This window comes from Porticoccus litoralis (assembly GCF_030676955.1).
Taxonomy (GTDB): domain Bacteria; phylum Pseudomonadota; class Gammaproteobacteria; order Pseudomonadales; family Porticoccaceae; genus Porticoccus; species Porticoccus litoralis.
The window spans coordinates 80,047-95,646 of record NZ_JAUUUU010000007.1 but is presented as its reverse complement, the minus strand read 5'-3'; the positions used below and the strand labels follow the sequence as shown (position 1 = coordinate 95,646).

General features: G+C 54.6%; 12 protein-coding genes and 1 tRNA gene. 8 read left to right on the top strand and 5 right to left on the bottom strand.

The window, feature by feature from the left end:
• Positions 1-32: 32 nt before the first annotated feature.
• The 3 genes from Q8A57_RS10845 to Q8A57_RS10835 are packed head-to-tail and all read right to left on the bottom strand — an operon-like array spanning position 33 to position 3,195.
• Positions 33-986 carry an alpha-L-glutamate ligase-like protein gene (locus Q8A57_RS10845; protein WP_305171130.1) on the bottom strand — a complete coding sequence of 318 codons (954 nt, stop codon included), beginning with the start codon at positions 984-986 and terminating at the stop codon, positions 33-35.
• Complete coding sequence (locus tag Q8A57_RS10840) at positions 983-2,509, bottom strand: inactive transglutaminase family protein (protein ID WP_305171129.1); 1,527 nt, start codon at positions 2,507-2,509, stop codon at positions 983-985. Before Q8A57_RS10840 ends, Q8A57_RS10845 begins: the two co-directional genes overlap by 4 nt.
• Positions 2,510-2,514: 5 nt before the next feature.
• Positions 2,515-3,195, bottom strand: a complete 681-nt coding sequence (locus tag Q8A57_RS10835; RefSeq protein ID WP_305171128.1) for an ATP-dependent zinc protease family protein — start codon at positions 3,193-3,195, stop codon at positions 2,515-2,517.
• Positions 3,196-3,518: 323 nt separating this feature from the next.
• Here Q8A57_RS10835 and Q8A57_RS10830 point away from each other — a divergent pair.
• Positions 3,519-3,595: transfer RNA gene (locus Q8A57_RS10830), tRNA-Arg, on the top strand.
• Positions 3,596-3,907: 312 nt separating this feature from the next.
• Here Q8A57_RS10830 and Q8A57_RS11155 read toward each other — a convergent pair.
• The gene (locus tag Q8A57_RS11155) at positions 3,908-4,318 is read right to left on the bottom strand and encodes a nucleotidyltransferase domain-containing protein (RefSeq protein WP_369427815.1); all 411 of its coding nucleotides are present in this window, start codon (positions 4,316-4,318) and stop codon (positions 3,908-3,910) included.
• Between the two features lie 83 nt (positions 4,319-4,401).
• Positions 4,402-4,887, bottom strand: a complete 486-nt coding sequence (locus Q8A57_RS10825) for a DUF2059 domain-containing protein (RefSeq protein WP_305171127.1) — start codon at positions 4,885-4,887, stop codon at positions 4,402-4,404.
• Positions 4,888-5,149: 262 nt separating this feature from the next.
• Here Q8A57_RS10825 and Q8A57_RS10820 point away from each other — a divergent pair, with 262 nt between their 5' ends.
• The 7 genes from Q8A57_RS10820 to Q8A57_RS10790 all read left to right on the top strand — a co-directional run bounded on the left by Q8A57_RS10820 (position 5,150) and on the right by Q8A57_RS10790 (position 15,545).
• Positions 5,150-8,503 (top strand): transglutaminase family protein, encoded by a 3,354-nt coding sequence (locus Q8A57_RS10820; RefSeq protein WP_305171126.1) that lies wholly within the window; start codon positions 5,150-5,152, stop codon positions 8,501-8,503.
• Between the two features lie 2 nt (positions 8,504-8,505).
• Positions 8,506-10,911, top strand: a complete 2,406-nt coding sequence (locus Q8A57_RS10815) for a circularly permuted type 2 ATP-grasp protein (RefSeq protein WP_305171125.1) — start codon at positions 8,506-8,508, stop codon at positions 10,909-10,911.
• A gap of 10 nt (positions 10,912-10,921) precedes the next feature.
• Entirely contained in the window at positions 10,922-11,809 is an 888-nt protein-coding gene (locus tag Q8A57_RS10810) for a transglutaminase family protein (RefSeq protein ID WP_305171124.1), read from the top strand.
• A 237-nt stretch (positions 11,810-12,046) separates the two neighbouring features.
• A complete protein-coding gene (locus Q8A57_RS10805; protein WP_305171123.1) occupies positions 12,047-12,667 on the top strand; it encodes a TetR/AcrR family transcriptional regulator in 621 nt (206 codons plus the stop codon).
• A 22-nt stretch (positions 12,668-12,689) separates the two neighbouring features.
• The gene (gene cysC, locus Q8A57_RS10800; protein WP_305171122.1) at positions 12,690-13,310 is read left to right on the top strand and encodes an adenylyl-sulfate kinase; all 621 of its coding nucleotides are present in this window, start codon (positions 12,690-12,692) and stop codon (positions 13,308-13,310) included.
• A 59-nt stretch (positions 13,311-13,369) separates the two neighbouring features.
• Positions 13,370-14,560: a sulfate adenylyltransferase gene (sat, locus tag Q8A57_RS10795; protein WP_305171121.1), complete on the top strand. Its 1,191-nt coding sequence runs from the start codon at positions 13,370-13,372 to the stop codon at positions 14,558-14,560.
• Between the two features lie 19 nt (positions 14,561-14,579).
• On the top strand, positions 14,580-15,545 hold the full coding sequence (locus tag Q8A57_RS10790) for a DHH family phosphoesterase (protein WP_305171120.1): 966 nt from the start codon (positions 14,580-14,582) through the stop codon (positions 15,543-15,545).
• Positions 15,546-15,600: the final 55 nt, after the last annotated feature.

Sequence of the window (15,600 nt, the reverse complement as noted above, 5' to 3'; positions counted from 1 at the left end):
GTTTTCGGGAAAGTTTTCAGAGACTAGAACATTCACGGCTGGCGACCAAAAAGTTGCCGGGATAGCGCCACTCGCTCCGCAACCGTTTCCGGCATGCTTGGGAGCTTATCAATGGTCTTCAGGCGTTTGCCCAACCCCGACAGATTGGCAATCTGGATGGCCAGCCCCGGCCGGGCATTCAACTCCAGAATCATCGGACCACGGTGTTTATCCAGCACAATATCGGCGCCGAAATAGCCCAGCCCAGTCATTTCATAGCAGCCACAGGCCAGCATCAGCAATTGCTCCCAGTGCGGCAACTGCAGGTCTTCGAAGCCATAGCCGGTATCCGGGTGCCGGTTGACCTTGATGTTGTTCTGTACCGCGCACACGCTGTGGCCCGTTTCAATATCCAGCCCGACGCCCACGGCACCCTGGTGCAGGTTGGCCTTACCATCTGATTCGTGGGTGGCACAGCGGATCATCGCCATCACCGGGAAACCTCGATACACAATCACACGAATATCGGGCACGCCTTCGTAGCTGTAATGACTGAGCACCGGATCAAAAATGATCATGTCTTCAATCATCGCCACATCCGGCTTGCCGCCGAGGCTGTAGAGGCCACTCAGAATATTGGAGGTATGGCGCTTGATATCCCTGAGACCAAGCACCGCCCCGGAGGACTTGGTAAACGACAGGCCATCACGCTCGGAAATCACCAGAATCCCTTTGCCGCCACTGCCTTGCACAGGCTTGATCACAAAGCGCTGCAACCCCTCCAGCATTTTTTCTAGAAACTGGATCTCATGCTGAATTTCCACCACACCGTACAGCTCTGGCACAGTCAGGCCGTGCTCCTGGGCAATGCGTTTTGTCTTCAGTTTGTTATCCACCAGGGGAAACAGCCGACGGGGATTACGGCGGCCGATAAATTCAACATTGCGGCTGTTCATACCGAGAACGCCGTGCTCGCGCAACTCCCGTGGAGAGATAAACAGTTTCACTGCCAGTCTTTCCTCAGGTAGCGAAACCGGTACAGTTCGGTCAGCCTGTAACCGGTGTATTTACCCAGCAACAGGACCACGCCGAGCAACGCGATCATCAGCTCCGGAAAATTAAAGGTCAGGTGCTCGATCAGCTCCACGGTCATTACCAGGTAGGCCAACACCGCCGCCAGCAGACTGCCACCGCCCTGAATCAGCACTTCGCGTGGGCCCTCCTCTTCCCAGAGAATAGACATGCGTTCAATGGTCCAGGAAAGAATAATGGTGGGCAGGAAGGTGACCGTGAGTGCCTGGTTGTAGCCCAGCTTGTAGCTGACAATACTCAGTGCGGCCATCAGCAGGATGACCAGTATCACCACCGCCGTGATCCGCGCCACCAACAACAGGTTGAGGTGGGATAGATAGGAGCGTATCCACAGGCCGGCACCAACCACCAGCAGGAAAATAAACAAACCCGTGAGCAGCGTCGTCTGGATAAACGCCAGTGCGATCAGAATGGGCATAAAGGTTCCGGATGTGCGAATTCCCACCAGAACCCGCATGATCACCACCACCAGCGCACCGACAGGAATCAACAGTAATCCCTTGAACATGCCCTGCTGTTCCACAGGCAGGGCATAAATGGAAAAGTCGAGCATCAGCTTGTCACTCGACTCCTGCTCCATGGAAAGCACGGTCTTTACCGGTAGGGTATTTTTTACGAGGGCAAATTCCAGCTGCGAACTTTTACCGCCAATAACATCCAGAATGAAACGTTCACCCCGCTCCCAGACAAAGAAATTATCCGGCAAACCCGGCTGTGCTGTGCGTGGGTTGAACAGGTACCAGCGGCCACCATCAAATACTTCCACCAGCGTCGACATTTGCTGACGTCTACGCCCGTCTTCAAGAAACACACCCTTCACCCGCTGCGCCGGAATCCCTGCGAATGCCAGTACATCCATGATCACCCCGAAGCGACCTGCTTCGTAGTCGGCAAACAGGAAGGCCGCATCCTGATCCATGTTGTCGTTCACCAACTGCTGAAGTAACAGGGACGTAAAACTGACCGGGCCGGAAGAACGCTCTCTCAGGTTGGCAACCACCCGGGTCATCGCGGCGCGACGGTCATCGGCCAGTTCCGGTAACACAATGTCGGGCACCGGGCTTGCGCCGAGGCCAAACTCATCCGCCCGATAGGTCTGCAGTTTGTAATAAAGCGTGGTAGGCCGATCCAGAGACTGACGGGTCCACTTTGCCTGACGACTGCCATCGGCGGCACGCTCGATAGAAAACCCGAACCCGGAAGAAGCGTAGTGCTCATCCAGCAGAATCCATCCGGCCCGCTGCTCAGGTAAAGCCATGGAAATTTCCACCGGCCCCGCAGTGGGACTGAAGGTAATTTTCGATTCCAGCGTCCACACATCCTGACGCTCACCCGGCAACAGGGGGAAACCCAGCTCAAAACGCTTGTACAGGGTCAGCCCCAGGCCAATGGCAATAAGGATTCCAGCGACCAGGGTAATTTGCATTCTCGATGACATAGGGGTCACTTCAGTGTGTGTTTACGGCTGACATCGACGATAGCGGTATCCGTCAGCAGGTTGCGGCCAATCAGCAGCGGGAACTCGAAGTCTGAGCGGTCCGTCAGTGTCACCTCGACCATTTCCTTGATATTACCCATGGAGAGCCATAGTTTGATCACGTAACGTCGCTCGAAATCGCCGGTCTGGCGCTTGATTCGCACCGTTCTCTGGCGCTTGCGCTCCATCTCTACCTGTTTGTTGGTTTTCGGGTCCAGCACCGTAAAGCGCACGTAACTAATACCGTCCCGCTCGACCATGTGGATATTTTCCGCATGCATGGAAGAAGACTCGGCCCCGGTATCGATGCGGGCCTCCAGAATCATGCCGGGCGGTTCAACCATCACATCTTCCACCTCACCGATGATCGGCAGATTGAGCTCACCCCCGGTCTTTGCAGGGGGTGGAGTCTTATACACCACTTTCTCAATCACTTTCGGAGGCGGGCACTCCACAGGCTCGGCCAAGGTGCATGGCGGTGGCAACGGGCACACCTGGTCCGGGGGAGATACGGACTCTACCGGGGGGCTTTCGCCCGAAACAGCCGGGCTTTCAGCCTGCTGAGATGTTGGCCCCTGAGGCTGCACCTGGGCACAACCTGACAACATTAACCAGACCAAGGCAGATATCACTAACCCCGCTTTCACTAACGCAGAACTCCTTAAACAGACAGGGCCGACCAGGCCACTCATTTTTATGTTCGCCGCCTGAATATTTGGCGGAATAGGGCTGCATGTCACGTCAGCCATTCAATAGACTAATAGCGGAGGACGCTATATCATTGCGCCCTCTCAAGCAACGTCTGCCGCTTCGCACGTACTGAAGACACGCAGTTCAAGTGTAGTTTCCAGAAAATGAAGTTGCCAAAAAGGCCTTCTTCACCTGTACTCAACCTCAGGACAGCAACACTGGAAATCGCAACGGTAACGACTTGATGATGCCATGCCGCCACAACAAGGCGCATTCTAAAGCACCCGTAGCTCAGCTGGATAGAGCGCTGCCCTCCGGAGGCAGAGGTCAGAGGTTCGAATCCTCTCGGGTGCGCCATTTCAAACAAAAAACCCGGCCTTGCGCCGGGTTCTTTGTTTGATACGCCCAAAAGCGTTCGAACCGGTAAGAGGTTCGACAAACGCGTCAGCGTTTGGACCAAGCCGCATCGCGGCGCAGCCCCAAAGGGGACAAAACGGCCAGAAGCCGTTTTGAGTCAATCCTCTTGGGTGCTCTATTTCCTTATACAGCAATAACCACCAAAGCGTTAAACCTTAGAATTAATGCCAAAATTCAACACTCACAATAAAGCGCAGCATTAAGACGATTCGGTTCTGGAACTTCAGGCCCGTAATGTACTGGAGTAACTGGTTATGTATTTCGCCGCCAAACATATATCCCTCGAAGTTCAACAAACCTAATTTTTTCATTATCGAATAATCCTTCCCCTCCACACTCAGGAATTACTCGGACCGTATACACTGATCGACCAGGTTCTATTTGACGCCATTGCCAAGTTTTAAATTGTCCCGAGAGTTCCATAGGTTGACCTTCTAACAAGTAATTCCCACTTCGGTCCACTCGAATAATATCGACCTGACTATGACGTGCAGTACGTTCCGATAGCTGATTGCTAACAAAAACTATGAAATCCCAATCCGAATCTGTGTGCTCAGTTCCGTTTGCACGAGAGCCTACCAACCAAATTGAATCTGTTTCTTTCTCTTTTATCAGGCGATTAAGCACCTCAACGACCTGTTCTGGGAATTCATTAATTCTCATTGAATGTAAAAGCTTCCGAGAGGGAGGGGGTGCACTTATGCGTACCTCGACAAGAAGCGACCTTACTGTCTTGCCTTGTTAAGCTATTGATAAGCACTGAGCTTGACTTTTAGTTCTTCCTGCAGCTTTAAGACCTCTGGCTGTATTCTCATGACATAACCTTCAGCCACTTTCAATATGGCAGTATTTAACTCCGGAGTTTTCTCTAGCATCTTTTTTCCTGCTGGAGAGTCATAGAAAGCAACAATGTCTTCCAGCTCCTGGTGGGAATAAACGTTCATATATGCCTTGGCATAATCGACACGCATTTGGTCAGACTTCAAGACTGAAAATAGAAGGCTTAGCTGTTTATCAAGATATTCATTTACAGCAGGCATCGCTTCAGCGGGCAAATTGAGCTGAGCAATCTGCCTTGCTTGTATATCTCTCATATTTTTTGCCATGACTTCCGATTGAACGTCTACATTCAATTGCTCTATAAGCTTTGTAGCAAGCTGCAATGGGGTCAACTCACCACCAAATGTGTTTACGCTTAATAAAAATACTGAAACGAACAATATATTTTTCATGATTCCTCGATATTGTAGCCCGACAGAAAATTCAAAAGCCTAAGTCTTTATAGCACTCTAACCCTATAGCACAGAAGCTATCAGCACCCTCCTCCCTCTCTCTCTCCCTCCAAACCACCCTATTCCACCACTCAAATTACCCACAGGAATACCACCCAGAAACCCCAGTAATAACGCGGCCTTCAAACCAGATTGCAATTGTGCATCCACGGGAAATGTGTAAGTCTCTTCAGGTCCCCCGCCAGAGCTTTGAGAACCCGTTATGTCCATTAAGGCTGCTGTTCACCACCTCACCCACTACATCTATGACAGGCCCGTCACCGTCGGCCCGCAAATCATTCGGCTACGACCAGCGCCTCACAGCCGCACACGGGTGATATCTCATTCCCTGAAAATCAGCCCAGCCGAGCATTTCGTGAATTATCAGCAGGACCCCTACGGCAACTGGCAGGCTCGTTATGTGTTCCCGGAGCCGATCACGGAATTAAAAATCGAAGTGGATATGGTGGCCGATATGACGGTCTACAACCCCTTCGATTTTTTCGTGGAAGAAAGTGCAGAAGAGTGGCCATTTCACTACAACACCGATATCCGGCCAGACCTGGTTATTTATCGCGTGCCGGGACGGGCCGGGCCACGACTGAAGGCGTTCCTGGACAGCATCGACAGGTCGCCCAAAAATACCGTGGATTTCCTGGTGGAGCTCAACGCCCGTCTGGCCAAGGAAATCAACTACGTAATCCGCATGGAGCCCGGCGTTCAAACTCCCGAAGAAACCCTGGAACTGGGCATAGGCTCCTGCCGGGATACCAGCTGGCTGCTGGTGCATGTGCTCCGACACCTGGGCTTTGCGGCCCGCTTTGTGTCTGGCTACCTGATTCAGCTGAAACCGGACCTGGTGTCTCTGGACGGCCCCGCTGGCACGGATCACGACTTCACGGACCTGCACGCATGGACCGAAGTTTACATACCCGGCGCAGGGTGGATCGGGTTTGATCCCACCTCAGGCTTGCTTACAGGGGAAAGCCACATCCCCCTGGCGGCGACCCCCCATTACAAGAATGCCGCGCCCATTTCCGGCATGGTGGGTTATGCCGAGGTAGAGTTCGATTTCGATATGACTGTCGAGCGAGTGTCGGAGCACCCCCGTATCACCAAGCCCTTTTCTGAAGAATCCTGGGCGGCCTTGGATAAGTTGGGTCAGAAAGTGGATACCGTGCTTGGAAAAAGCGACGTCCGCCTGACCATGGGCGGTGAGCCCACTTTTGTGTCCATCGACGACTTTGAGTCCGCGGAGTGGAACACCGACGCCATTGGCCCCACCAAACGCATACTCGCCGACCAGCTTATCCGTCGTTTTCGCGATCGCTTTGCCCCGGGCGGTTTTCTGCACTACGGGCAAGGCAAATGGTATCCCGGCGAATCGCTGCCACGGTGGACGTTTTCCCTATACTGGCGCGGCGATGGCAAACCGATCTGGCGTGATGCTGACTTGATTGCCAAGGAAAATGGCCCCGGAGACAAGGCCACACCCGAAAATGCCGAGCGCATTCTCAAGGATATGGCAAAAAGGCTGGAACTGAGCCCCGACTATGTACAGCCAGCTTTTGAGGACCCGGCAGAATGGATTATCAAGGAGGGCAACCTGCCGGAAAATGTTACCGCCGCCAACTCCAAGCTGAAAAACCCGGAAGAGCGGCACCGCATTGCCAGGGTCTTTGGGCGCGGACTCAATGTGCCGTCAGGTTATGTACTGCCCATTCAGTGCTGGCAATCCCGCGCCAAAGGTGGCGGCCACAAATGGCGGTCAGAGCGCTGGAAAACCCGGCGCGAACATTTATACCTGATTCCCGGCGATAGCCCGGTAGGTTTCCGCTTACCGTTGGAGACCCTTCCCTATTTGACGGCGTCCCAGTACCCCTACACCAATGTTGCCGATCCCACGGAACACCGGGAACCGTTACCGGAATTCAAGGACGAGGATATGCCGGAGGCCGAACAGCCCGGCAGGCCGCAACCCAGGGCCTCATTTTCACCCAACGAACCCCATTCCGATCGAGTAGAACAACATGCCATGGGTGAACTGGAAGGTGGCTTTGTGCGCACCGCCATGTCCGTTGAACCCAGGGATGGTCGACTCTGTATCTTCATGCCCCCGGTGGAACGGATTGAGGACTACCTTGAGCTGGTGGATGTGGCTGAGAAATCCGCCAAGAAGTTAAAACTACCGGTACATATTGAGGGTTACTCACCCCCAGATGATCCGCGCATGAACGTTATCAAGGTGACGCCAGATCCGGGAGTTATCGAAGTTAACATTCATCCTTCCCACAACTGGGAAGAATGTGTGGCAACCACCGAAGCGATCTACGAAGAAGCCCGCCAGACGCGATTGGGGGCAGAGAAATTCATGATTGATGGCCGCCACACCGGTACCGGCGGCGGCAACCATGTGGTTGTCGGCGGTGCTACGACCATGGACAGCCCGTTCCTGCGCCGACCCGACTTGCTGAAAAGCCTGATCCTGCAATGGCAGCGGCACCCGAGTCTTTCCTATCTGTTCTCGGGCCTGTTCATAGGGCCAACCAGCCAGGCCCCGAGAATTGACGAGGCTCGCCACGACAGCCTGTATGAGTTGGAAATTGCCCTGTCGCAAATCACCAGCCCTGAAGAAGGAGTACCACCACAACCCTGGCTGGTGGACCGGCTGCTACGCAATATCCTGATTGATGTCACAGGCAATACCCACCGGGCAGAAATCTGTATCGACAAGCTCTATTCTCCCGATGGACCCATGGGACGGCTTGGCCTGGTGGAATTCCGCGGCTTTGAAATGCCGCCGGACCCACGGATGAGCCTGGCCCAGCAGGTGCTGATCCGGGCACTGATTGCACGTATGTGGGAGTCCCCCATTGGCGGCGAACTGACCCGCTGGGGCACCAGTCTGCACGATCGCTATATGCTGCCCCACTTTATCTGGGAGGATTTCCTGGAGGTACTTCGCGACCTTAAAGAGCACGGCTTTGATTTCCGTTCTGAATGGTACGAAGCACAGCAGGAATTTCGATTCCCCTTCTGCGGCGAAGTGGAGTATGAAGGCGTGCACCTGGAATTACGGCAGGCTCTCGAACCTTGGCATGTGCTCGGTGAAACCGGTGCCATTGGTGGCACAGTGCGCTATACCGACAGCTCTGTTGAACGGCTGCAGGTCAAACTTACTACCTCTGATCCCGGTCGATATGTGATTGCCTGTAACCAGCGCCGTGTACCGATGACCAAAACCACGTCGTCGGGTGTTGCCGTCGGCGCGGTTCGCTATAAGGCCTGGCAGCCTGCGATGGCTCTGCATCCGGTATTGCCCGTCAATGCGCCATTGACCTTCGATATCTTCGATACCTGGAGCGGCCGGGCGCTGGGAGGTTGTGTCTATCACGTCGCCCATCCCGGTGGCCGCAATTACGAAACATTCCCGGTGAATGGCAACGAAGCAGAGGCCAGACGCCTTGCACGATTTGAGGCAAATGGCCATACTCCCGGCACGTATATGCCCCAGCCGGAAGTCCCCCACCGTGAGTTTCCGATGACGCTGGACCTGAGACGGCCTCCCGGACTGTAGAAATGTCGCAACAAGGCAAAAGAGCCACGAATGATCCGGTAGCCAGCTTACTCGCCGGCTACCGGGCCATGAAGGACGTGCCCGACGAGCTGATTGGCCCAGACGGAGCCATTCGTCCTGTCTGGAGCAGCTTGATCGACGCAGTGGCACGGATGACGCCAGAAGAAATTGCCTTGCGTAAGTCCCGCGGAGATCAATACCTGGCCGATGCCGGGGTTTTCTATCGTCAGTACGGCACTAAAGATGCCGCCGAGAGAGACTGGCCCCTGAGTCACATGCCGGTGCTGATCGACGAAGAAGAATGGAAGCACATTAGCGGCGGGCTGATTCAAAGAGCCGAACTACTCGAGCAGGTAGTGGCCGATATCTACGGCGAAAACAAGCTGGTGGCCAACGGTCACCTACCCGCCGCCCTGGTCGCCAACAACCCCGAATGGCTGCGCCCCCTGGTTGGTGTCAAACCGGCATCTGGTCATTTCCTGCATTTTGTAGCGTTTGATATCGGGCGTGGCCCCAACGGAGAGTGGTGGGTCATCGGCGACCGTACCCAAGCCCCGTCCGGTGCTGGCTTTGCACTGGAAAACCGTATCGCCACCACCCGGGTATATGCAGACCATTATGCACGGGCAAAAGTTTTCAGACTGGCAGGGTTCTTTCGCGCTTTCCGCGATGCCCTGATGGGGCTCCGAGAGGATGAGGGTAGCCGTGTAGGTATCCTGACACCTGGGCCGATGAACGACACCTACTTCGAGCACGCCTACATTGCCCGCTACCTCGGCTTTATGCTGTTGGAAGGTGAAGACCTGACCGTGCGCAATGGTCAGTTGATGGTCCGCACTGTCGCCGGGCTTCGTCCGGTCAGCGTGCTCTGGCGCCGCCTCGATGCCAACTGGGCCGACCCCCTTGAGCTCGATGAAAGTTCCAGGCTGGGAACTGCGGGCCTGCTGGGGGCCGTACGCTCCGGAAATGTCACCATGGTCAATGCCCTGGGTTCCGGCGTGCTGGAAACCCGCGCCCTGCTCGCCTTCCTGCCCCGTATCTGTAGAGCCCTTACCGGGCAACCACTGATGCTGCCGAATATCGCCACCTGGTGGTGCGGGCAAGCCAAGGAACGGAATTACGTTAAGGAAAATGCTCAGCGAATGACCATTGGCAGTGCCTATGCCACCCGTCCGCCGTTTGACCTAGACGATGTGTCCGCTGTAGCCGGAACATTCAATCGCGACATCAAACAAACCATTGACTCATGGATTGATGATGGTGCACAGCATTTGGTTGGCCAGGAAGCCGTCACACTCTCCACCACCCCCGCCTTTGATGGCGACCGGCTGGTGCCAAGGCCAATGAACCTGAGGGTTTTCCTGGTGCGAACCCCGGACGGCTGGCAGGTGATGCCCGGGGGCTTCGCCCGCATTGGGCCATCCAGTCACTCTGCGGCCCTGGCGTTGCAGAGAGGCGGTTCAGTCGCCGACGTCTGGGTAATGAGTAAGGAGTCGGTGCCAACGGAAACCATGCTTGGCTCCTCTACTGGGCCTTTTACCCGCCAACAACCCGGCGTACTGCCCAGTCGAGCCGCTGACAACCTCTTCTGGCTCGGTCGCTATGTGGAACGCGCCGAACACACCATTCGTCTGTTGCGGGCCTATCATATTCGTCTGGCTGAGTCCGGCACTGAATTGACCCCCCTGCTGGAGCACCTGGCTGAGTTCCTGGAAGAGATGGACACTGATGTCGAAGAAGGGCTGCCCACCAGCGTGGTTAACACCCTGGCATCTGCCAATTATGCTGCAGGCCAGGTCCGGGACCGTTTCTCCGTGGATGGCTGGCTGGCACTGCATGACCTGGTGAAAACTGTCCGCAATATGACCCAGACTGTGACCCCGGGCGATGATATGGCAAGGGCCATGAGCATACTGCTGCGCAAACTGTCAGGGTTCTCCGGCCTGATCCACGAAAACATGTACCGGTTCACTAGCTGGCGCTTCCTCAGCATTGGTCGAGGTCTCGAAAGAGCCCTCTCACTGACCAACATGCTGTCGTCCTTCACCCATGAACATGCACCCGATGGCTGCCTGGACATGGCCATTGAAGTGGCAGACAGTGCTATGACCCACCGCCGCCGTTACGCCGTTGCCACCAACCGCGAAACCGTCATCGACCTGCTGGCCCTGGACCCACTGAACCCCAGAGCCATCATTTATCAACTCAACGATATGTCCAGCCATATCAACTTTCTACCCAACAGTGACCAGAATAGGCAATTAAATCCCTTGCAGCGCACCATGCTGCAGACCCATACCAGCCTGGAACTGCATACTCCGGAAACCCTGAGCAGTTCGGCTCTGTATGATCTGGGGGGTGAGATTGCGAGCCTGTCTGATCACCTCAGTGCGTCATACCTGCGTTAAGGCAATAGGAATGCTCTACGACATCAGCCTGAAAATCACCTACAAGTACGACAACGACGCCAATGCCAGCCGCCATATCGTTCGACTGGTTCCCGCCGACCTGCCCGGCGAACAGCGACTGGTAGCCGGCACGTTGACCGTGCGTCCAAAACCGGATGAATGGATCAATCGGGTGGATTTTTTTGGTAATAACAATGTGGAACTGGCATTTCTCGACCTGCACCGGGAGATCACCTTTTCCGTCCAGGCTCGCATCGAACGCATGGACAGCATCGCCTACCTGAATATGTCCCCTCGCCTTTCGGAGCTGAACAAGGAAATTGGGGCGTATCAGGATGTGGGCCCCTGGTCACCCCACCATTTTCTGGGACCATCCCTGAGAGTGCCCATAGAAGCCTTAACCACCAAATATGCCAAAGAGTTGCTGGCCAATGATGTCAGCGTCCTCGATGCGATCAAGATCATCGGTAAGGCTCTCTACAAAGACATGCGCTATGATCCTGAGGCCACTACCGTGGAAACACCCATGCTCGAGGCATTCCAGAATCGTCATGGCGTATGCCAGGATTTTTCACACGTGATGATTGCCTGCCTACGCGGCATAGGCATACCTGCGGGTTACGTCAGCGGTTTTCTGCGCACTATCCCCCCGGAAGGCAAAGAGCGTCTTGAAGGTGCCGATGCCATGCATGCCTGGGTAAGGGCCTGGTGTGGCAGCAACATGGGCTGGGTTGAGTTTGACCCAACCAATGACATGATGGCGAGCAGCGATCATGTCGTGATCGCCCGCGGACGCGATTACTCCGATATAGCACCTATCAAAGGGGTGATGCGTACCCATGGCGAACACACCAGCAAACAGTCTGTGGATGTCTTGCCCGTCTCTGAAAAAGCATAAACCCAAGACAGCCCTGAGCGGACAAACAGCCCTGAGCGAGCAAACAGCCCTGAGCGGACAAACAGCCCTGAGCGGACAAACAGCCTTGAGCGAGCAAACAGCCCTGAGCTGACATAAGGCCCTGAATGGGTCAGAAAGTTTCTGAATTCCAAACCCTGTCGCAAAATCTCACTGTACCTCCTGGTATTTTTCTATACACTTATAGATTCTATAGCCTTATAGAATTTGAATTAACGAATGACGACAAGCCGTGCCACATCAACCCGCTATCAACAACAGCATCAACGCGCGATAGCTGCTGCTGCCTCGGTGTTTGCCAAAAAAGGGTTTCATGGTGCCACGACGCAGGATATTGCCAACGAAATGGGTATCCAGCAGGGAAGTCTCTACTACTACTTCGACAGCAAGGAAGCAGCGCTGGAAGAGGTTTGTCTGTTTGCACTGCGGGATTACCTATCTCGCATGGAGGTACTGGCGACACAGCCGGGTTCAATTACCAACAAACTTGGCAAAGCGATCCAGTCCCACCTGGCGAGCTATCGAACGCACCATGAGGCCATGAAAGTTCACAATGAACAACGACTATATCTGGCGGATACCCGGCGCGAACAGCTCAAGACTCTGGGGTCAAGGTACCGTGAGCTTCTGGAACAATTGTTCAGTGCAGGGGTTAAAGATGGCTCCCTGAACCCCCAGCTCGACTGTCGTTTCAGTGCCCGCTCATTGATAGGGCTCTGCAATTACTGGGGTGTCATGTTACTGCGTGACACCCGTCTCGATATTGAAGACATTGGCGCACGGTGCCTGGAGCTAACGCTCCAGGGTTCCTTGCCACCCAGGATAGAACAACATCTATAAACCACGACAAAAGGACTGACAGATGACCCAGCAAATCGCTACAAATGTTCATTGGCACCACGGAGAAGTCACACGTGAAGACCGCAACCGCCTCATGGGTCAGAAAGGCGCGACTCTCTGGTTTACCGGTCTGTCCGGCAGTGGCAAAAGCACGGTGTCCGTTGCACTGGAAAACACGCTTTTCGAGCACGGCAAACTGGCCTACCGCCTGGACGGCGATAACATCCGCCTGGGCATCAACAAAAACCTGGGGTTCAGCGCCGAAGACCGCACGGAAAATATCCGGCGTATTGGTGAAGTGGCGAAACTGTTCGCCGATTCAGGCATCATTTCCCTGTCGAGTTTTATCAGCCCTTACCGGGCCGACCGGGACCAGGTCCGTAAGCTCCACGAAGATGCCGGCTTTGATTTTATTGAAGTCTTTGTAGACTGCTCTTTGGCCGAAGCTGAAAAACGCGACCCGAAAGGACTCTATAAAAAAGCCCGGGCCGGTGAGATTAAAAACTTCACGGGTATTGACGACCCCTACGAAGCTCCGGAAAATCCCGAAATTCATTTGCGCACAGCCGAAATGACCCTGGAACAGGAAGTCGACACCATTATCGAATTCCTGAAAACCCGCAAACTGCTGGCAGTAGACTAAACTGCCCCGGCTATCGGCCCAAACACTCTCGATTGCATTACATCACAGGAGACTCCATCGTGATCAAGCCACACGGCTCAGACACATTGAACCCGCTTTTTGTCTACGACACAGAAAAACACCACCAACTCTTGAAAGAGGCAGAAGGCCTTCCTTCTCTGTTGATTAATTCAGCGGCTGCAGCCAACGCAGTGATGCTCGGTGCAGGTTACTTTAACCCCCTCCGCGGCTACATGAACCTGGCAGATGCGCTCAGTGTGGCAGAAACCCTGCACACCACAGATGGTCTGTTCTGGCCGGTACCAGTGATCAACCTGACCGATGATATCAGCACTATTCAGGGTGCATCGCGCATTGCCCTTCGCGACCCCAATACCGAGGGCAACCCGGTGATGGCCATTATGGATATTGCCGCCATCGAAACCGTCAGTGACGAGCAGATCCAGTCCATGGCTCAGCAAATTTTTGGCACACTGGACCCTGAGCACCCCGGTGTGGCCACATTCAGCGGGCTGGGCAACAACCTGATCTCAGGTGATATCCAGGTGTTAAGCTTCAGTTATTTCCAGAATGATTTTCCTGATACCTTCCGCACCGCAGTGGAAATTCGCAATGAAATCAGCGAGCGTGGCTGGGAAAAAGTGGTTGCCTTCCAGACCCGCAACCCGATGCACCGCGCCCACGAAGAACTCTGTCGCATGGCCATGGAGCGCCTCGATGCCGACGGCGTCGTAGTGCACATGCTGCTCGGCAAGCTGAAGAAAGGCGATATTCCAGCCCCCGTCCGTGATGCCTGCATCCGTACCATGGTTGAACACTATTTCCCAAAAAATACTGTCATGGTCACCGGTTATGGCTTCGACATGCTCTACGCCGGACCTCGCGAGGCTGTACTACACGCCGTATTCCGCCAGAATATGGGTGCTACCCACCTGATTGTTGGCCGTGATCACGCTGGCGTTGGTGATTATTACGGCGCCTTCGACGCGCAGACCATCTTCGATGACAAAGTACCGGCTGATGCCCTGGATATTCAGATTTTCCGCGCCGATCACACCGCCTTTTCCAAAAAGCTGGGCCGCGTGGTGATGATGAACGAGGCCGAAGACCATGAAAAAGACGATTTCATTCTTCTTTCCGGCACCAAGGTTCGGCAAATGCTTGGAGATGGAATTGCTCCTCCTCCAGAATTCTCCCGCCCTGAAGTGGCTCAGATTCTGATGGACTATTACCGTTCCGAAAACGCTTAAACCACGAATTGGCAGACACATGGCAGTGATCGACGTTTTTAATGGCGATGCCGATGGCATCTGCGCGCTGAGCCAACTGCGCCTGGCCAACCCCTGTGACAGTGTGCTGGTCACAGGGGTCAAGCGGGATATCGCCCTGCTCAAAAATGTCACTGCCGGTGCCGGTGACTGCGTGACGGTGCTGGATGTTTCTCTGGATAAAAACCGCGAACCACTGGCGGAAATACTAGAAGCAGGGGCCGAGGTGTTCTATGTGGACCACCACTACCCTGGTGTAATCCCCGACTCAGACAAACTGACAACGCTCATCAATGAAGCACCTGAAATCTGTACTAGCTTGCTGGTAAACAGCCACCTTAAAGGTGCTCATGCGGACTGGGCCGTTGTCGGTGCTTTTGGAGACAACCTCAACAAAAGTGCTTTAACGCTGGCGAACTCTCTGTCACTCAATGCCGCAGATACTGAACAGTTAAAACACCTGGGTATCTATATCAATTACAACGGCTATGGGTCCGCCCTGGAAGACCTTCATTTTCATCCGGCAGAACTGTTTCAGCTGTTAAGCAGCCACAAAAATCCGCTGGGTTTTATTTCTGAAAACCCCGATGCGTTTTCCCGTCTCGAGCAGGGTTACAAACAGGATATGGCCGCCGCTGCGTCTGTTCAGCCGGAAAAAGCCGACGCCCACAGCGCGGTATTTATCCTGCCGGACCAACCCTGGGCGCGCCGGGTCAGTGGCGTATTCAGTAACGACCTCGCCAATCTGAACCCCGATCGCGCCCATGCGGTACTCACAGAAAAAGCAAATGGCAATTTTCTGGTCAGCGTCAGGGCACCCCTCACCAACCGCACGGGTGCAGCAGACCTCTGCCGCCGTTTCCCCACCGGTGGTGGACGGGAAGCTGCTGCCGGCATTAATGACCTGCCCGCGGACCAGCTCACCGACTTTATTGACGCCCTCCAATCCTCCTACGGGAAAGTGTAAATCCTGTACTTCTGGTTGCCTGACTCTGACAGAGTGACTACTGTTAACAGGCTGC